An 18,919-nucleotide genomic window follows, 5' to 3' on the forward strand; every position below is an offset into this window, starting at 1 on the left:
ATCCGTTCGTCGGGAAATCGTTGACGAGCACAGCGGCCCCGTTGGCAGCGACGAACAGTACCGCCTTTCGGAGTCGGCGGCGCCCCGCCCCGGGCCCGGGTCACAGCATGGGCAGTGCGGTGACCCGGAACGTCGCGATCGTGCGGGCGGGAACTCACCCGGCGCAGGCTACGACGCCGAAACCAAGGGAATGCTGAAGAGCAGGCTCCGCCAATTCGTGGGCCACATTTCGCCGTTCCACCCGAAAGGGCTTTTCAGCAAGCGTTAAGCAACGCCGTCCGATAGTTCGGCGACCAAGGCTTTTCTACTGGGCGGCCATCCTGACCACGTTCGCGCTCGGCACCGCCGCCGGCGATCTCGCCACCGAGGCGCTGACCCTCGGATTCCGCAACGGCACCTTGATCTTCGGCGGGCTGATCGCGGTCACCTGAATCGCGTACCGGCTGGGCGCCGGCCAGGTGCTGACGTTCTGGATCGCGTACGTGCTCACTCGGCCCCTCGGGGCCTCGATGGGTGACCTTCTCACCCAGGACAGGGATTTCGGGGGCCTTGCCCTGGGCGCGAGCCGGACCAGCCTGCTCTTCTTGGCCGTCATCCTGGTGCTGGTGGCGCGCGAACAGATTCTGGTCACCCGCCACGGCGTGGCCGCTAAAGGAACCGAGCCGGCCGGCGGAAGCCGCCACGCAGCCCGAGCCAGTCCGACTGCGCGAGCACCCTCCAGGCACTCAGCACCAGCCTGAACAAGTTCGACGGCGTCTGACCCCGGGCTCATACGGTTCGGGCCGCGGGGAGGCGGTCGCCCGGGTGCAGTCCCTTGCGGCGTTCCTGCGTGTGGGCGTACGCCATCAGGCCGAACAGGACGGCGAGCAGGACCAGCGACGAACCGAGTGTGCCGAGGGCCAGACCGCCCTTCGCGGTCGGCTTGGTGAGGAAATCACCGGCGGTGGCGCCGAGCGGGCGCGTCAGCACGAAGGCCAGCCAGAACAGCACCACGTTCGGCACCGAGGGCACGTATTTGAGGGCGAGCAGGACGGTGAGGGCGCCGGCGACGAGCAGGGCGCCGCCGGCGTAGCCGAGTCCGGAGCTGTCGGAAAGGAAGTCGCCCATCGAGGTTCCCAGCGTGTTGGAGACCAGGATGGCGGCCCAGAACAGCGCCTCGCCGCGGAAGGTGTCGATATCGCGGATGGCGAAGGTGAGGCCGGACAGCTTCCAGACGAAGAAGATGCCGATGAGCAGCGAGACGAGAATGGTGGCGCCGGTGGGGTAGCCGAGGCCGAGGCCCTGCGGTCCCCAGCCGAGGGATTTCTCGCCCGCCGACAGGAAGCTGGTGTCGCGGTTCATGAAGTCGGACATCGTGGTGCCGGCCATGCTCGTGGACAGGATGACCGTCCAGTAGAAGAACGGGTTGTACCGCCGCGCCCGCAGCTGGATCACCAGGGTGACCACGAAGAGCACGAACAGCACGATGGTGGTCAGGAAGTAGCCCAGCTTCAGGGTCTGGGAGAACAGGTCGCCGGCGGTCTCGCCGAGGGTGGTGGCGGCGACCTTCATGACCCAGAAGGCGAGGGTGACCTCGGGCAGCTTCTTCATGACGTACCGGCCGGCTCCGGCGACGTCCATCTCGGTGAATACCTCGGGTTGCCTGGTCATCCGGCGCTCCTGAGCGTGGGCTTGGTCGTGGTCGGGGCCCAGCATGGGCACGCGGCCGCGGCCCGCGGTCAGGCTCGCCGGAAGAGCGCCCGAACATCACCTACAAGGCGTAGGATTTGGCGGCGTACACATCACGTGCCGAGCGCGCCGATCGGTGAGCTCAGGGCTGCTTGACGTAGAGCGCCATCGAGCCGTTCTTCACTTCCCATACGGCGGTCCGCCGGAAGTCGATAGTCAGAAACTGCCGCAGGTCGGGTCGCGCGGTGGCCGGGTCGCGACGACGCCCGTAGGCGACCAGCCAGATCCGGGACGCGGACGCCAGCCGGACGGTGGGGTGGGCGTACTCGGCCGCGGTCAGTGTCGCGGTGACGGCGGCCGGCTCGCTGAGCAGAACGTCGCGGGGCCGGCCCGGATCATCGCGAAGGTAGTAGTCCAGTCCCGCACGCATGGTGCGCCCCCGCTCGAACACGATGTCGTCGCCCGGCCGTTGCTGTTGCCGGATCGCGGCGGCCAGGGCGCGATAGTCGCTGCCGTTCTTGAACGTCGGTTGCCGCACGGCGACCTGCCCGGGCACCGCGGCCGCGGCGAACACGGTCAGCGCCAGCGCGGGTGGAGCCGGCGTGCTGCGAACGCCGCTACCGAGTCCGGGACGTACCAGGCCCGCCGCGGCGACGATCATGGCGGGCAGCAGCACGAAAAGCAGGTAGCGGTTGACCCAGAACGACGTCCCGACGAACGACACCACGCAGACCACGGCGAGGGGCAGGCCGGCGGCCGCGGCCATCTCGACCACCGGCCGGGTCATGCGATAGGCCGCCGACAGGAGCAGGCCGATCAGCAGCCAGGCCACCTCGGTGGAGCCGACCAGGTATTTCGGGAAGGTGTAGACGGCGCCCACCGTCATGGGCGCCACCCAGTGCAGCTGCGCCGGACGTTGGTGCAGTCCCCACCAGATCAGCGGAGCGAGGAGCACGATCGTGCCGCCGACCGCCGCCGACCACGACAGTGCGATCGATCGCCGGTGGGCCGGTTCGCGGAAAAGGCGCATCGAGAGCAGCGCGGCATGCGCCGGGAGAGCCGCCAGGGCGACGAGGCTGCCCAGGCCGAGGCCCAGAATCGTGGCGGCATAGGCCAGCCACCGGCCGATGCCCGGATGCTCGAGTGCGCGGTACAGCGACAGCAATGCGAGGACGGACATCAGGCAGGCCCAGGCGTACGGGCGTGCCTCGGCCGCATATCGCGTCATGTTCGGCACCAGACACACCAGGATCCCGGCGACCACACCGGCCGCACCGCCGAGCAGCCGGCGCCCCAACTCGCCGGTGAGCGCGGCGGCGCCGGCCATCGCCAAGATGGACGGGAGGCGCAGGCTCAGTACGGAGTCGCCGAACAGCGTGGTCCACCCGTGCATCGCCAGGTAGTACGGGCTGAAGACGGCATCGATGTGGTGGGCCAGGTTCCAGATCTGGCCGGCGGAACGCTGGGCGACGTCCGCGGTGGCGACTTCGTCCCAGCTCAGCACCGAGCGGGTACTGCCGAGCAGTCCCAGCGCGAGCATCAACGAGCCAGGGACCGCGATAGGTAACCATCGCCGCCACCTGCTCAGCCGGGGGCCGGCCGCAGGCCGTACGGGACCTGTCGCGGCAGTTGCATTTCGCGGGGCTGGCATCGCCACGGGATGGTATCGGCGCGGGCCTGAAACGTCGCTGAATAGACATGAATGCCCCGCCCACTGCATGAAAGGGCGAATTCTGACCGGCGTCGCGGGTTTGCTCGCCGTGGCGAATGCCTTCGCCGTGGCGGTAGGTCACCGGCTCCTTGGTGAAGCGGACGTTCTCCGGATAGGCGGCACTCTGCGACGTCCCATCAGGTCGCGGCGCTGCTGGCGTCCGCGTAGCGCAGGACGGCGCCGATGCCGTGTTCCAGTGACGCCTCGCCGGGGCCGATCAGGATCAGATCCGCCCCGGTGCCGGCGATCGCCCGCACCAGCGCGGCGTCCGCCCGTACCTTCAGCGGGTCGGTCACCCCGGCCTCGCGCAGCACGTGGTCGTCGAGCGAGATCAGCGTCGGGTCGTCCGGGGCGATCCAGAGGGTGTCGGTCGACGACTGGTCGTCGACGAGCAGGACGGTGTCGACCTGACCCCGTTGAAGCCGGGCCACCACATCGGTCAGGCCGCTGCTAGCAGTGCCGTCGCCCTGCTGGGCCCGGTAGCGGTCCAGGATGTCGTGGACGTGCCGGTCGGCGAGTTCGGCGATGGCCTGGATCGTCACGTCGTCCAGCGCGCTCTCGTCGGCACCGGCGTGCCGGGACCCGGCGTCGGTCTCGACCACCCGGTCCTGCCAGCGCTTCGGCAGCCGCCCGGCGAACGTCTGCACGGCCCGGACGTCCCCGCCGACCACGATGACCTCCGCGCCGACCGATTCCGCAAGGTCCGCCGCCGACGCGGCCACCTCGCCGGCGTTGCGCTTCCAGGACTCCTCGACCGCCTGCAGGTAGTGCCGGTGCGACCAGCCGCCGACATGCACCTTGCGTAGCGGGAAGGAGGCACTGCCGGTCACCTCCCGGTGCCGGGGCACACCACCGACGGAGAGGGCGTCCAGGTCGGCGCCCGTGCGGTCGGTGAGCACCCGCACGTACGGCACGTCCGCGTGGCGTTGCTCGATCAGCGGCATGACGTGCGGCAACGGCTCGAGGTAGGCCTTGTCGGCGGGGGGCGGAGCGGACAACGTCTCGAGCCGGGCGACCTCGCCGTCCCGAGCGAAGATCGCTAATCCGTACCGGCCGGGCTGATAGGGGTGCTCGTGGAGGGCGGTCTCCACGGCGTCCAGGGTGGCCGCGTCGGCCCCCCGCTCGGTCAGCTGTGCCCGCAGGCCGCGCCAGCGTAGGTTCACCTCGTGGCCGCCGTTCTCATCGGCCCGGGTGGCGTCGAGATAGACCGACACCCAGGAGCCGGGACTGGTGAACAGCGGGCGCAGGAAGTCGAGGTTCATGGCAGCACCTTCCGGTGGTCGTCACTGCGAGAGGCTCCAACGCGCGGGTACCCGCGATTCGCGAGGCCTATCTGTCGCCGGGTCATTCGCATGCTCGGTTCGCCGGCACCGCCTACCCACGCGTTCGCGGCCCTAACGTCCCGGCTGCGCGACGGTCCCTTCCCTCAGGCCCGGCACGGCCACCCGCCGCGCAGGCGTCCCTGCCGTCACGGTGATTCATCGGCGGAAGGCGGGGTAGCCAACGCCCTCAGTCGTCGGGAGGGACGGACATGAGTGACCGTACGGTGTCGGATCTGGTGGTGGAACGTCTGTCGGCGTGGGGCGTCGATCGGGTGTTCGGTTACTCGGGCGACGGGATCGACGGTGTGATGGGTGCGCTGCGCCGGGCCGGGAGGCCGACGTTCGTGCAGGCCCGGCACGAGGAGGCGGCAGCGTTCATGGCCGTCGGCCACGCGAAGTACACCGGCGGCGTGGGCGTGTGCCTGTCCACCCAGGGGCCGGGCGCCGTGCACCTGCTCAACGGCCTGTACGACGCCAAGCTGGACGGCAAGCCGGTGGTCGCCATCGTCGGCCAGCAGGCGTCGACGGTGCTGGGCAGCGCCTATCAGCAGGAGATCGACCTGCAGCGACTCTTCGGCGATGTGTGCGCGCAGTTCGTGCAGTCCGCGCACGCTCCGGAGCAGGTGCCGATGCTGGTCGACCGGGCGTTCCGGACCGCCCTGGCGACGCGCAGCCCGACCTGCGTCATCCTGCCGCACGACGTGCAGAGTGCCCCCGCGCCGGACCCGGGGGCACACCAGCACGGCGTGATGATGACCAGCCCGGGCGTGCGCCCGGCCCGCATCCTCCCGCATGAGGACGATCTCCGGGCGGCGGCCGAACTGCTCACGGCCGGCGAGCGGGTTGCGATCATGGTGGGCCAGGGAGCGTACGGCGCCGCCGCCGACATCGTCGAGCTGGCCGAACGTCTCGGCGCGGGCATCACGACGTCGCTGCTCGGCAAGCCGGTGCTCGACGAGGGGCTGCCCTTCCACACCGGCGTGATGGGGCACCTGGGCACCACGGCCAGTGCCGAGCTGATGAGCGGCTGCGACACGCTGCTGCTGGTCGGCACCAACGACCCGTGGACCGAGTTCTATCCCGCGCCCGGGCAGGCCCGGGCGGTGCAGATCGACATCGACGGGCGTCAGCTGGGCGTGCGCTATCCGGTCGAGGTTTCGCTGGTCGGCGACGCCACGGAGACCGTACGCGCGTTGCTCGGCATGATTCAGCAGCGCGAGGACCGATCCTGGCGCGAGAAGGTCGAGGGGTGGGTGCGCCGCTGGGGCGAGATCGCACAGGCGCGTGCCGATGCGCCCGCCGAGCCGATGAATCCGCAGCATGTGGTCCGGTCGCTGGGCAGCCGGCTGCCGGCCGACACGCAGGTCGCGGTGGACGTCGGGTCGGTGGTCTATTGGTACGCCCGGCACCTGCGGCTGCCACCCGCCGTACCGGCCCATCTGTCGAGCACGCTCGCCTCGATGGGTTGCGGACTGCCGTACGGGATCGCCGCCAAGCTTTCGGCGCCTGACCGACCGGTTCTGGTCCTGACCGGCGATGGTGCCATGCAGATGACCGGCCTCGCCGAGCTGGTGACGGTCGCGGCGCGGTGGCGGGAGTGGGCCGACCCGCGTTTCGTGGTGTGCGTGCTGAACAACCGGGACCTGGCCGAGGTGAGCTGGGAACAGCGCGAGATGGAGGGCGAGCCGCGTTTCACCACCTCGCAGCAGCTGCCCGATGTGCCCTACGCCGGCTACGCCGAACTGCTCGGGCTACGCGGCGTGCGCGTCACCTCCCCCGACGAGATGGCGAAGGCATGGGAGACCGCATTGTCGGCGGATCGTCCGGTGGTCATCGACGCTGTGGTCGACCCCGCCGTTCCGCTGTTGCCGCCGGGCCAGCCGTACGAGAAGGTCAAAGCCATCTATGCGGGCCTGGCGGCCGAGGACAGCGACATCGGCCGCCGGGCCGGGACGCACCTTCGGCGGGAGCGGGCTGACGAGGGCTACGACGACCCGAGCGACAGCAGCGCCGGCGCTGCTTGAAAGCCCGCGACGGGCACGCCGGCTTCAGCCGGCAACAACTGAACGAGGGGCTCGTTAAAGGCGACGAGCCGCGGGTAGGCATCGGCATGGACAGCACCCAATGGGCCGCAGTAGCCGCCGCTTTGCACTCCGCCCGGTTCCCCGCCAACCGGCAAGACCTGATCAACCACGCTCGGCAGCAGCCGGCCGAGGACGGCACGCTCGCACTGATCGAGGCACTGCCGCTCGGCATCTATCGAAACCTCATCGACGTCCGGGACCGCATGCGCGCCGGTCTGGTCCAGTAGGGCCGCGCAGACGGACCGGCCCGGTCGGCAGCATCAGCCGCGTCGGAGTGCCGCGGGCAGCAACCAGACCATCCGGCGCGGACGCCGCTTCGCCTCGGATACCGAGATCCGGCGTTGACGGGTCGGAGACCCGTCGCTACGTTGCTATGAAACGTTGCAATGGCGCTAAGGGCGGGACGCATGACCGCGACGCAGAACCCCTCCGAGGCTGTCCGGTTGGCTCCGGGCCCACTGGCCAGGATCCCCGCCCGGCCGACCCGGGTCGGCCTGGTGGCCGGCGGACTGGGTGCCTACTGGCCGCAGTTTCCCGGCCTGCTGCCGCAGTTGCAGCGCTCCGCGGACCGCGTCTCGGAGCGGATGCGCGAGCTGGACTGCGAGGTCGTCGACGTCGGTTTCATCTCGGACGCCCAGGAGGGTGCCGCGGCGGCGGAGCGGCTGCGCGCGGCGGGATGCGACCTGATCGTCGCGTTCCTCACGACTTACATGACGGCCACCATGCTGGTGCCGGTGGCGCAGCGCAGCGGCGCCCCGGTGCTGCTGTTGAACCTGCAACCGACCGAGGCGATGGACCATGCGACCTTCGACACCGGGCAGTGGCTGGCGTACTGCGGCGCCTGCCCGCTGCCCGAGATGGTGAACGCGTTTCGCCGATGCGGGGTCGAGACGCGCAGCATTTCCGGTTACCTGGAAGAGCCGGCCGCCTGGGACAAGATCGAGCGCTGGGTGCGGGCGGCCGGCGTTCGCGGCGCGCTCCGGCACGGCCGCCATGGTCTGCTCGGGCATCTTTATCCGGGCATGCTCGACGTCGCGACCGACCTCACCTCGGTGCCGGCGCAGTTCGGTGGCCACGTCGAGGTGCTCGAGATCGATGACGTGCGGGCCCGGGCCGAGCAGGTGACGCCGGCCGAGATCGACGGCCGGGTGGCGCTGACCCGGGAGATCTTCACGGTCGACCACTCGGTGGCCGAGGAGGACCTGCGCTGGGCCGCCCAGGTCTCGGTCGCGCTCGACCGGCTGGTCGACGACTTCTCGCTCGATTCCCTCGCCTACTATCACCGCGGGCTGAACGGCGAGACGCACGAGCGGGTGGCGGCCGGCTTCATTCTCGGCTCCTCTCTGCTCACCGCCCGCGGTGTGCCGGCCGCCGGCGAGTACGAACTTCGCACGTCGCTGGCGATGCTGGTGCTCGACCGGCTCGGGGCCGGCGGCTCGTTCACCGAGTTCCAGGCGCTCGACTTCCGGGCCGGGGTGGTCGAGATGGGCCACGACGGCCCGGCCCACCTGGCGATCAGCCAGGGCCGGCCGGTTCTGCGCGGGCTCGGCGTCTATCACGGCAAGCGCGGGTACGGCGTCTCGGTCGAGTTCGACGTGCGGCAGGGTCCGGTGACCCTGCTCGGCATCGGGCAGGAGCGGGACGGCCGGTTCCGGTTCGTCGTCGCCGAGGGCGAGGTGGTGGACGGCCCGCACCTGGCGATCGGCAACACCACGTCCCGGGTCGACTTCGGCTGCCATCCGGGCGAGTGGACCGATGCCTGGAGCGTCTCCGGGGTCGGCCACCACTGGGCCCTGGGCACCGGCCGTCGGGCCGCGGAGTTGCGGGCGGTCGCCGAGCTGATCGGCTTGGAGACGGTGGTCGTGGACCCGCGCCGCGACCGCTGATTGACGAGACCGAACCGGCCGCCGTGAGCGTCGGCGCTCTGCGGGAGTTGCAGAGCACCGTCAAGATCGCCGAGATCGGGCTGTCCAACGTGACGGTCGAGCAGATCGGACAGGCGCGAGCCGAGGCCCCGATCGCGGCAGTGCCAGAACCGGCTGTCCATCGCCGATCGCCAGGATCTGCCCACTGTGGCCTACTGCTGGCGGGAGAGTTTGCGTTATCGAGCGCGCACGTCCCTGCTTCCCGCCGCGGGTAACGATATCCAAGTCTTCCCTTGACCTCGGAGCGCGTCGACGCTTATGGTCGCGGAAACATGTGGGAAACGTTATCCACTCTGGTCTGCCGAGTCGTCCCGGTCAGCCACCTCGACACGTCCTTGCAGTCGCGCCGGCCGGGCCGTCGATGAAACGTTACAACCCCTCTCGAGCAGGAGGAACGACATTGCGGCGAACTAATCTCCGGCTGCCCCGGGCGTCGGCGACCCGGCGACTCCTTGTGGCCGGCCTGGTGCTGGTATTCGGCGTCACCGCCTCACCGGCACCCGCATCGGCAAGCTTCCGATCGTGGCAGTCCTACGTGCTCGGCCCCGACTCCGACCAGGTCCGGCCGGTGCGGGCCGAGGGGCGCGGCCAGGTGTCACACGTCGAGGCCCTCGCGCACGGGCAGAGCACGCTGGCGCACTGGCAGAGCAGCGAGGCGCTCGGGGGCGGCAGAAACGCGACGCTGACCACGGTCGCCGGCAAGACGCCCGCCTCGGTCGTACTCGATTTCGGCAAGGACGTCGGCGGCACGCCCTACCTGGACGTCGCCAAGACCAGCGGACCGGCAACCTTCTCGCTGGTGACCGGCGAAGCCCGCCAATACCTGCGCCACCCCGCGGCCACCACGACCACGGCCGCTGCCCCCGCCGGTTCGAGCCAGGTAACGGTCACCTCGACCGCGAACCTCGAGGTCGGCGACACGATCACCCTCGCCGGCCAGACCCGGGTCATCACCGCGTTCGACACCGCCGCCGCCACGGTGGACCTCGATCGGCCGCTGGACGCCGCGGTCGCCGCCGGGGCCGCGGTCGCCGCCTCACCGGGAGCGCCGTCCTCGGACGAATCGCGCGGGCTGGCCGGAGTCGGCGGCCCGGACACCCTTCAGGTGGGCGGGCCAGGAACGGTCACCGGCAGCTTCCACGGCGGCTTCCGGTTCGTGCTGCTGACGCTCACGACGCCGGGAACGGTAACGGTTTCCGGGGCCGGGGTGGACTTCCAGGCGTACCGGGCCACCCCGAGCGACTACCGCGGCTGGTTCCTGTCCAGCGACGACCAGCTCAACCGCATGTGGTACTCCGGCGCGTACACCCTGCAGCTGGATATGAAACTGCCCGGAGTGAACGGGCTGCCCGACGCGCGGATCTTCGACGGCGCCAAGCGTGACCGCAGCATCTGGACCGGCGACCTGCTGGTGCAGGGACCGACCATCATCAACACCCTCGGCGATGTCGGCGCCGCCTATCTGAAGTCGTCGCTGCAGGCGCTTTTCGCGACGCAGCGGGCCGACGGGGCGCTGCCCGGCTCACCCGACTTCGGCAAGGGCCGGTCGCCGGGCGGGTCGCCGCTGTTCTACTCCGACAACTACTCGGGGTACGGCGCGCGGGCCGCGATCGACTACTACCGCTACACCGGCGACAGGGACTTCATCGCCGGCCTGTTGCCCGCCCTGCGCCGGGAACTCGCCTACAACGACACGTTCCTCACCGCCGACCACCTCGTCGCTTCCAACGACCGCGACTTCTGGCAGGCCACCCAGACCGGCGAGGTCACCAAGTACAGCATCGACTACTACATCCTGCTGCGAGAGATGGCCTGGCTCGAGCGCGGCGTCGGCTCCGCCGGCGCGGCGACCGGCTACGACGCCGAGGCCGACGCGATCAGGACCGCGGTCAACTCACGGTTGTGGAATCCGACGCTTGGGGCGTACGCGCAGAGCACCGACCACCCGGACGTGCTCGTCGAGGACGCCAACGCGCTCGCGCTGCAGTACGACTTCGTACCGGCCGACCGGCGGGCCAGTGTGCTGAACGCGCTGCGGACGCTGTGGACCCCGTACGGGGCGATCATGGGTCCTGGTCTGCAGGACCCGACCGGGCACACGATCGAGCCGTTCGGCAACGGCATGGAGACCGCGGGCCGGTTCGCGGTCGGTGACGTGGACGGCGCGCTCGCTCTCATGCGGCGCACCTGGGGGCCGATGGTCGACCCGGCCAACCCGCTCTACACCGGCGGTCTGTGGGAGTTCAAGAACAGCGACGGCGGGGTCAACCGGGCGACCGCCAGCCTCGCGCACGGCTGGGCGGCGTCCCCGACCGTACAGCTGACCCAGCAGGTCCTCGGCGTCAGTCCGGACGGCGCCGGGTACAGCACGTGGGCGATCCAGCCGCGGCCCGGGAATCTCGCGTGGGCCCAGGGCGTCGTGCCCACCGCGTACGGCGACATCAGCGCCAGGTGGTCCGCCGCCGGCCGTACGTTCACGCTTCGGCTGACCACGCCGAGGCACACCAGCGGCACGGTCGCCGTGCCGGCGACCCCGCACAGCATCGTCCTGGTCAACGGCCGCCCGACCCGTACGCCGGTGGCCGGTGACGGCTATGCCCACCTGCAGCTCGGGGGCGGCGCCTACACGGTCACCGTGCTGCGCCGGTAGGCGCGGCGCTGGTCCGCCGGACGACCAGGGTGGGGGAGAGCTTCACCTGGGCCGTCCGGCGGTCCCGCTCGCCGATGCGGCTCACCACCAGGCGGGCCGCGTCGGCACCCATCTGCCGTCCGTCCTGGTCGACGCTGGTCAGCGAGACCGGGGCGAAGGCGGCCAGGGCGCTGTTGTCGTATCCGACGATCGAGATGTCGCCGGGGATCGTGAGCCCCGCCTGGGCGATCGCCTCCATCGCCCCCAGCGCGACGATGTCGGCGCCCGCGAAGATGGCGGTGGGCCGCTGGGGCCGGGCCAGCAGTTCCTTGGCGCCCAGATAGCCGCCTTCCTGGGTGTAACTGGTCGACGCGATGTCGATCTCGTCGCCCAGGCCGTGCGCGCGCATCGCGTCGCGGTAGCCCTGGGCGCGCTGGGCGTTGGGCATCTCGGCCAGCCGCACCGGATCGGTCTCGTGGTGCTCGATGTGCGCGATGCGCCGATGGCCGTGCTCGACCAGGTGGTCGACGACCAGGCCGGCCCCGGCGACGTCGTCGTCGGTGACGCTGTCGTAGGCGGGGGAGGCGCCGTGCCGGCCGACGACCACGGTCGGCACGGTGTGTGCGACCGCGGTGAGGCGCTTCTTCGACGACACCGGGGCGATCAGGATCAGCCCGTCCATGCTGCGGTCGATCATGGCGTCCATGACCCGGGCCTCGGCCTTCTCGCCGTTGCAGCCCGGAGCGAGCAGGACCTGGTAGTCGGTGCCGCCGAGCTGGGCGGTGATGCCGTCGAGGATGTCGGCGAAGAACAGGTTGCGCAGCTCGGGCAGCATCACGCCGATGGTGTAGGTCTGACCGCGGAGCCCCCGGGCGGCGGCGGACGGGCGGAATCCGAGCTCGCTGATCGCCTGCTGCACCTTTTCGCGCATGGCCGGGCTGGCGCCGTACGCGTTGCGCAGCACCTTGGAGACGGCGGTCGTCGACACCTGGGCGTGGCGCGCGACATCGACGATCGTGACCCGCCGGGGTCCAGCTTTCTCCACCACGTGATCGAGCCTACTGATCGCCCGGCGGCGGCGCCGTCGTGCGCCGCACCACGAGGTCGGCAGAGAATTTCACCGCGGTCGCCCGGTGGGCCGGATCGGCGATGCGCTCCAGCAGCAGCCCGGCCAGGTGTGACACGACGAGCGCGGCCCCGGCGAAGTCGTCGCCGGTGACCGTGTCGAAGCCGGCCGGGGAGGTGTGCCGGCCGATGACGGCCGTCGGCAGGGTGCGGGCGACGCGTTCGAGGAGGCCGGGCGACGAGACCGGCGCGACCAGGACGACACCGTCCATGCTGCGTTCGATCAGGGCGTCGACGACCAGGGCCTCGCTCGGCTCGTCGTCGCAGCAAGAAGCCATGAGCAGCTGATATTCGGTGCCGGCCAGATGCCCGGCGACGCCGTCGAGGACGTCGGCGAAGAACGGGTTACGCACGTCGGGCAGCAGCACGCCGATCGTGTACGTGCGGCCCCGCAACGCACGCGCGGCGGTCGACGGGCGGTATCCCAGCTGATCGATCGCGGCCCGGACCCGGGTGCGCATCTGCGGGCTCGTGCCGGTGGCGTTACGCAGCACCTTGGACACCGCGGTCGTCGAGACGCCGGCGTGCCGGGCCACGTCGATGATCGTGACCCGGCGTGGCGTTCTGACCATGGCACTCCCAATCTCGGAAAACGTTACCCACCATAGGTGGCGACTTGATCCGAGAACACGTCGGTTCGGGTCTTGACGCTGTTTGCCACCGGCTCGTAAGGTCGGCGAAACATTTGGAAAACGTTACCCACAACGCAGACGCCAGGGTCTGATCGCGGCTCTTGGTCGCGCGGGCCCACCACGGTCAATGAAACGCTTCAACTAAGTGGGCATCCATGACACTCGACCTCAAAGATCGCGTTGAACCGCGGCCCGCGGTCGCGACCCGGTCCCGTCGCCGCGCCACGCCGCCCTGGTGGTTCGTTCTCCCGGCCCTGGCGCTGTTCACGTTCGTGGTGCTGATCCCGAGCGCACGAGGCGTCTACTACGCCTTCACCAACTGGGACGGCCTCGACCCGCGCTTCTCCCTGGTGGGCCTGCATAACTTCACCGATCTGGCCGGCGACCCCACCGCCCGTCAGGCGGTGTGGCACACGATCCTGATCGCGGTCGCGATCACCGTGCTCCAGAACGGCATCGGCCTGCTGCTCGCGCTCGGCGTCAACAGCATGATCAAGACCCGGAACTTCCTGCGCGTGCTGCTGTTCGCCCCGGCCGTGGTCACGCCGGTCGTCACCGCCTATCTGTGGCGCAACCTGCTCGGCCCGGAGGGCGCGATCAACAGCCTGCTCGGCGCGGTCGGCTTGAGCTCGTGGCAGCAGGACTGGCTCGGCAGCCCCCGCCTGGCGCTCTGGATGATCGTGCTGGTCATCGTGTGGCAGTTCGCCGGCTACTCGATGGTGATCTTCCTGGCCGGGCTGCAGTCGATCCCCCGCGAGATCTACGAGGCGGCGGCGATCGACGGCACCGGCCCGGTCCGCCGCTTCTTCTCGATCGTCCGGCCACTGCTGGCGCCCGCGATCACGATCAACCTGATGCTGTCGATCATCGGCGGTATCAAGCTGTTCGACCAGGTCTACGCGCTGACCGGAGGCGGGCCGGGGCACGCCACCGACACCATCTCGACGCTGATCTACAAGGACGCGTTCACGCTCGGCGAGTTCGGCTACAGCATCGCCCTGGCCGTGGTGCTGACCGTCATCGTCGCCGTCGTGTCGGCCGGCCAGTACACCGTCCTGTCGCGCAACGAGAGGGCGGCGTCATGAACCGCTACACCAAGCGCACGTTCCTGCTCGAGATCGTCATGATCGCGGTCGGCATCGTCTTCGCCTTCCCGGTGTACGTGCTGGTCAACCTCGCCCTGCGGCCGTCGGCAAACACCTCGTCGCCGATCCGGCCGACCACCTCGCCGACCCTGGCCAACTTCAGCTCGGCCTGGCAGCAGGGCGGCCTCGGCGGCGCACTGATCAACAGCGTGGTGGTGACCGCCGTCAGCGTGCTGATCATCCTGACGGTCTCGTCGCTGGCCGCCTACCCGCTCGCCCGGTCGGCCGCGCGCTGGTCCCGCGGCACGTTCCTACTGATCATGCTGGGGCTGATCCTGCCGTTCCAGCTCGCGTCGCTGCCGCTCTACCAGACCGTACGGGATCTGGGGTTGCTCGGCTCGGTCTGGTCGCTGGTGCTGTTCTACTCCGGCCTGCAGGTCCCGTTCACCACGTTCCTGTACGTGGGGTTCCTGCGTGCCCTGCCCCGCGACTTCGAGGACGCCGCGTCGATCGACGGCGCGAGCCAGCTGGCGGCGTTCCGCTACATCGTCCTGCCGATGCTCAAGCCGATCACCGTGACCGCGCTGGTGCTCAACGCGGTGAACGTCTGGAACGACTTCTTCACCCCACTGCTCTACCTGTCCGGCAGCACCCACCAGACCATGCCGGTCGCCGTCGCCGGGTTCTTCGGCCAGTACGTCTCGCAGTGGAACCTCGTCTTCGCCGCCCTGGTGATCAGCATCCTGCCGGTCCTGGCGGTCTATCTCGCGCTGCAACGCAGCATCATCAACGGCTTCGCCGGAGGGCTCAAGGGATGACACCGTACGGCCTGACCACCGAACAACGCACCGAGCCGCTCGGCCTGGGCGAACACCATCCGCGGCTGTCCTGGAAACTCGGCAGCGACCGCCGCGGCGCCGCGCAGACGGCGTACCGGATCACCGCCACCGAGGACGGGTCCGACCGGACCATCTGGGATTCCGGCCGTCGCGAATCGCCCGACACGCTGCTGGTCGCCTGGGACGGGCCGCCGCTGCGATCGGGCACCCGATATCACTGGCGGGTCGAGGTCTCCGACGAGACCGGCGCGCCGGCCGGCCGCGCGCAGACCTGGTTCGAGACCGGCCTGCTGCATCCCGACGAATGGTCGGCGGTGTGGATCGGGCGCGACCCGAACCGCCTGCCGCACTTCGACCCGCCCACCGACGAGTTCCTGAGCACCCCGGGCGCGGCTGAGGCGCCGCTGGACCTGCGCCGGCCGTTCCACCTCGTCGAGAAGCCGGTGCGCGCCCGGCTCTACGCCACCGCCCATGGCGTCTACGAGCCCCGGCTCAACGGCGGCCGGGTCGGCGATCGAGAACTGGCCCCCGGCTGGACCGAGTACCACCACCGGCTGCAGTACCAGACCTACGACGTCACCGAACAGCTCCACCAGGGCGACAACGAGCTCGCCGCCATCGTCGCCGACGGCTGGTGGTGCGGGTACGTGGGCTTCGACGCCCGCAAACCGGCCCGGCACTACGGCGACGCCCGGGCGTTCCTGGCCCAGCTCGTGGTCGAGTTCGCCGACGGCTCCCGACGGGTGATCGCCACCGACGAGAACTGGACCGAACGGCCCGGCGCCATCCTCGCCGCCGACCTGATGATGGGCCAGTTCGTCGACGCCCGCCGCACGACCGGCCCTTCGTGGCCGGCAGTCGTTCTCGATACCGCGATCGGGCCGCTCGTGGCCGAGCCCGACCACCCGATCCGGATCACCGACGACCTGGTTCCGGTTCGGGTGTCGGCTCGGGAGCCGGGGCGGTTCATCGTCGACTTCGGACAGAACCTGGTCGGCCGGATCTGCCTCACCGTCCGCGGCGCCACCTCCGGGCAGCGCATCATGCTGCGCCACGCCGAAGTACTCACCGCCGACGGCGAGCTCTACACCGACAACCTGCGCCGGGCGGCGGCCACCGACACGTACGTCAGCGCGGGCGGCCCGCATGAGATCTTCGAGCCGCAGTTCACCTTCCACGGGTTCCGGTACGCCGAGGTGACCGGCTATCCGGGCGAGCTCACCGAAGACGACCTGATCGCCCGGGTCATCCACAACGACATGCCGTACACCGGCCGGTTCGAGTGCTCCGACCCGACGGTCAACCAGCTGCAGTCCAACATCGTCTGGGGGCAGCGCGGCAACTTCCTCGCCGTACCCACCGACTGCCCGCAACGGGACGAGCGGCTCGGCTGGCTGGCCGACGCCCAGGTGTTCGCGCCGACGGCGACCCGCAACGCGGACGTGTCCGCGTTCTTCGCCCGATGGCTGCGCGACGTCGTCGACGGCCGGGACGACGGCGGCGCATTCCGTGACGTCGCACCGATGCTGTCGGTCGACCGCGAGGGCGCACCCGCGTGGGGCGACGCCGGCGTGATCATCCCGTGGCTGCTGTGGCGCACCTACGGCGACCGGCGGGTGCTGGAACGCTGCTTCGACGCGATGGTGGGCTGGGTCGAGCACATCCGCCGGCACAACCCGGACCTGCGCTGGCGCAACCGGACCGGTAACTCGTTCGGTGACTGGCTGCAGGTCGACGCCGAGACACCGCGCGACGTGCTCGCCACCGCCTACTTCGCGCGGAGCACGGCGATCGTCGCCGACGCCGCGCTCGTGCTGGGCCGCGAGCGGGAAGCGGCCGAGTACCGGGCACTGAACCACGCGATCCGGGCGGCGTTCGTCGAGTCGTACGTCGGGGACGACGGCACCGTCGACGGGGGCACCCAGACCGCGTACCTCCTGGCCCTGGAATTTGATCTTCTGCCGCCGGAGCTGATCGACGCGGCCGTGGACCACCTGGCCGCCGACGTCGAGAAGCGCGGCAATCGGCTCACCACGGGATTCGTCGGCGTGCCGCTGCTGTGCCCGGTGCTGGCCGACCACGGCCGCACCGACCTGGCTTATGCGTTGCTGCAGCAGGACGAATACCCGTCCTGGGGCTACTCGATCCGGCACGGCGCCACGACGATCTGGGAACGCTGGGACGGCTGGACCGAACACGGCGGGTTCCAGTCGGCCGCGATGAACTCGTTCAACCACTACAGCCTCGGCAGCGTCGGCAACTGGCTCTACGGGCAGGTCGCCGGCATCGACCAGACCCCCGGCTCGGTCGCCTACTCCGAACTGCTGCTGCGGCCCCGGCCCGGCGGCACCCTCACCTGGGCCCGCGCCGAGCAGGAGACCGCACGCGGCCGGGTGGCCTGCGGATGGTCGATCACTGATGACCGGCTCACGGTCACCGTCGCGGTCCCGCCGGGCAGCACCGCCCTCCTCGAGTTGCCTACCCCCGAAGCCGGCGGAGCGACGCTCCGGCTGAGCTCCGGCAGCTACACCTTCACCACCCCTTGTTGATCTCCATCCTGGGAGAACCGATGACACGCAGACTGATCCCCCTGGCCGCGGCCCTGACCACTCTGACCCTCATCGCCGCTTGCAGCAGCGGCACCAACTCCGCCTCCAGTTCCGGCGGTGGCAGCAAGACGCTGACCATCGCGTCGGTCGACCAGGGTTCCATCGAGAAGGTCGTCGACGCGTTCAAGGCCGCCAACCCGGGCGTCACCGTCAACCTCACCACCGCCGGCGCCGACCAGTACCAGCAGCAGATCCGCACCCAGCTCGCCTCCGGCACCGCCCCCGACGTGATGACGGTCTGGCCCGGCAACGGCAACCCCGGTGCCACCTACGTACTCGCCAAACCGGGCTACCTGCTCGACCTGTCCGATCAGCCCTGGGCGTCCCTGCTACCGGACGCGTTCAAGCAGGTCGCCCGGTACAACGGCAAGACCTACAACGCGCTGTTCGGCCTCAACGGCATCGGCGCGGTCTACAACGACGACGCCATGAAGAAGGCCGGCCTGACCGCGCCGACCACCTGGACGGACCTGCTGTCGTTCTGCAAGGCGGCCGCCGCCAAGGGCACCCCGGCCTTCGCGCTCGGCATCCAGGACAACTGGGTCACCCAACTCGTCCTGTACGCGCTGGTCGCCACCACGGTGTTCGGCCCGGACAAGGACTTCGCCACCAAGATGGCGAACGGTCAGGGCACCTTCGCCGGCTCGCCCTGGACCGCCGCGATGGCGAAGTACCAGCAGATGAACACCAGCGGCTGCTTCCAGAAGAACCCGCTCGGCACCAGCTACGAGGCCAGCCAGACCCTGGCCGCCACCGGCAAGACGCTCGGCCTCGTGCAGGGCAACTGGGTCATCGCGCTGCTGAAGAAGCAGAACCCGAACGGGCATTTCACCATGAAGGCGCTGCCGGCCACCGACGACCCGGCCACGTTCCTCATGCCCGCCGCCGCGGGCGCCGGTTACGGCGTCAACGCCAAAGCCAAGAACAAGGAACTCGCGCTCAGGTTCATCACCTACGTCATGTCGCCGGAGGGCATGAAGACGTTCAACGAGGCCCAGGGCAGCCTGCCCACCCTCGCGAACGCCGGCACCCCGGTCGACCCGGGCCTGGCCGAACTCACCACGTACGTCAAGGACAACAAGACGGTGCCGTTCATGGACCAGCTGTGGCCCAACGCCAAGGTGCAGCAGACCATGCTCAGCGGCCTGCAGGAGATCTTCAGCAACCAGTCCACCCCGGCCAAGGTTCTCACCGCGATGGACTCCAATTACAACGCCGGAGCCTGACACCGTGAACGACTTCCCGGACGGCTATCTGTGGGGCAGTGCCACCGCCGCTCATCAGGAGAGC

15 protein-coding genes are annotated in these 18,919 nt (G+C 70.0%); 10 read left to right on the top strand and 5 right to left on the bottom strand.

Annotated elements, in window-relative coordinates:
- Window positions 1–320 precede the first annotated feature (320 nt).
- Both ACIA5C_RS37890 and ACIA5C_RS37895 read left to right on the top strand, forming a co-directional pair.
- A complete protein-coding gene (locus ACIA5C_RS37890; protein ID WP_396064079.1) occupies window positions 321–431 on the top strand; it encodes a hypothetical protein in 111 nt (36 codons plus the stop codon).
- Window positions 432–509: 78 nt separating this feature from the next.
- Window positions 510–740, top strand: coding sequence for a hypothetical protein (locus ACIA5C_RS37895; protein ID WP_396063875.1), 231 nt, complete (start codon window positions 510–512; stop codon window positions 738–740).
- A gap of 28 nt (window positions 741–768) precedes the next feature.
- Here the strand turns inward: ACIA5C_RS37895 and ACIA5C_RS37900 are convergent, their stop codons facing one another.
- From ACIA5C_RS37900 to ACIA5C_RS37910, 3 genes are all read right to left on the bottom strand, one after another.
- Window positions 769–1,650, bottom strand: coding sequence for a hypothetical protein (locus tag ACIA5C_RS37900; protein WP_396063877.1), 882 nt, complete (start codon window positions 1,648–1,650; stop codon window positions 769–771).
- A 160-nt stretch (window positions 1,651–1,810) separates the two neighbouring features.
- On the bottom strand, window positions 1,811–3,208 hold the full coding sequence (locus ACIA5C_RS37905; protein ID WP_396063879.1) for a glycosyltransferase family 39 protein: 1,398 nt from the start codon (window positions 3,206–3,208) through the stop codon (window positions 1,811–1,813).
- A 308-nt stretch (window positions 3,209–3,516) separates the two neighbouring features.
- Window positions 3,517–4,641 (bottom strand): Vms1/Ankzf1 family peptidyl-tRNA hydrolase, encoded by a 1,125-nt coding sequence (locus ACIA5C_RS37910; protein WP_396063881.1) that lies wholly within the window; start codon window positions 4,639–4,641, stop codon window positions 3,517–3,519.
- A 269-nt stretch (window positions 4,642–4,910) separates the two neighbouring features.
- Here ACIA5C_RS37910 and ACIA5C_RS37915 point away from each other — a divergent pair, with 269 nt between their 5' ends.
- The 4 genes from ACIA5C_RS37915 (at window position 4,911) to ACIA5C_RS37930 (ending at window position 11,360) form a co-directional block, all read left to right on the top strand.
- Complete coding sequence (locus tag ACIA5C_RS37915) at window positions 4,911–6,725, top strand: thiamine pyrophosphate-requiring protein (protein WP_396063883.1); 1,815 nt, start codon at window positions 4,911–4,913, stop codon at window positions 6,723–6,725.
- Window positions 6,726–6,811: 86 nt separating this feature from the next.
- Entirely contained in the window at window positions 6,812–7,012 is a 201-nt protein-coding gene (locus ACIA5C_RS37920; protein WP_396063885.1) for a DUF2795 domain-containing protein, read from the top strand.
- A 180-nt stretch (window positions 7,013–7,192) separates the two neighbouring features.
- On the top strand, window positions 7,193–8,671 hold the full coding sequence (locus ACIA5C_RS37925) for an arabinose isomerase (protein ID WP_396063887.1): 1,479 nt from the start codon (window positions 7,193–7,195) through the stop codon (window positions 8,669–8,671).
- A 439-nt stretch (window positions 8,672–9,110) separates the two neighbouring features.
- A complete protein-coding gene (locus ACIA5C_RS37930) occupies window positions 9,111–11,360 on the top strand; it encodes an alpha-L-rhamnosidase C-terminal domain-containing protein (protein WP_396063889.1) in 2,250 nt (749 codons plus the stop codon).
- Here the strand turns inward: ACIA5C_RS37930 and ACIA5C_RS37935 are convergent.
- Both ACIA5C_RS37935 and ACIA5C_RS37940 read right to left on the bottom strand, forming a co-directional pair.
- Window positions 11,341–12,387 carry a LacI family DNA-binding transcriptional regulator gene (locus ACIA5C_RS37935; protein ID WP_396063891.1) on the bottom strand — a complete coding sequence of 349 codons (1,047 nt, stop codon included), beginning with the start codon at window positions 12,385–12,387 and terminating at the stop codon, window positions 11,341–11,343. The genes ACIA5C_RS37930 and ACIA5C_RS37935 overlap by 20 nt on opposite strands.
- 10 nt (window positions 12,388–12,397) lie before the next feature.
- A complete protein-coding gene (locus ACIA5C_RS37940) occupies window positions 12,398–13,036 on the bottom strand; it encodes a LacI family DNA-binding transcriptional regulator (protein ID WP_396063893.1) in 639 nt (212 codons plus the stop codon).
- Window positions 13,037–13,251: 215 nt separating this feature from the next.
- On the opposite strand from ACIA5C_RS37940, the gene ACIA5C_RS37945 reads away from it, so the two are divergent.
- Genes ACIA5C_RS37945 through ACIA5C_RS37960 form a run of 4 tightly spaced genes read left to right on the top strand, consistent with a single transcriptional unit; the run spans window position 13,252 to window position 18,855 of the window.
- Window positions 13,252–14,181, top strand: coding sequence for a carbohydrate ABC transporter permease (locus tag ACIA5C_RS37945; RefSeq protein WP_396063895.1), 930 nt, complete (start codon window positions 13,252–13,254; stop codon window positions 14,179–14,181).
- A complete protein-coding gene (locus ACIA5C_RS37950; RefSeq protein ID WP_396063897.1) occupies window positions 14,178–14,999 on the top strand; it encodes a carbohydrate ABC transporter permease in 822 nt (273 codons plus the stop codon). The genes ACIA5C_RS37945 and ACIA5C_RS37950 overlap by 4 nt, the downstream gene beginning before the upstream one ends.
- Window positions 14,996–17,569, top strand: coding sequence for a family 78 glycoside hydrolase catalytic domain (locus ACIA5C_RS37955; protein WP_396063899.1), 2,574 nt, complete (start codon window positions 14,996–14,998; stop codon window positions 17,567–17,569). Before ACIA5C_RS37950 ends, ACIA5C_RS37955 begins: the two co-directional genes overlap by 4 nt.
- A gap of 20 nt (window positions 17,570–17,589) precedes the next feature.
- Window positions 17,590–18,855 carry an ABC transporter substrate-binding protein gene (locus tag ACIA5C_RS37960; RefSeq protein WP_396063901.1) on the top strand — a complete coding sequence of 422 codons (1,266 nt, stop codon included), beginning with the start codon at window positions 17,590–17,592 and terminating at the stop codon, window positions 18,853–18,855.
- Window positions 18,856–18,919: the final 64 nt, after the last annotated feature.

This window comes from Actinoplanes sp. NPDC051343, from assembly GCF_044455125.1.
GTDB lineage: Bacteria > Actinomycetota > Actinomycetes > Mycobacteriales > Micromonosporaceae > Actinoplanes.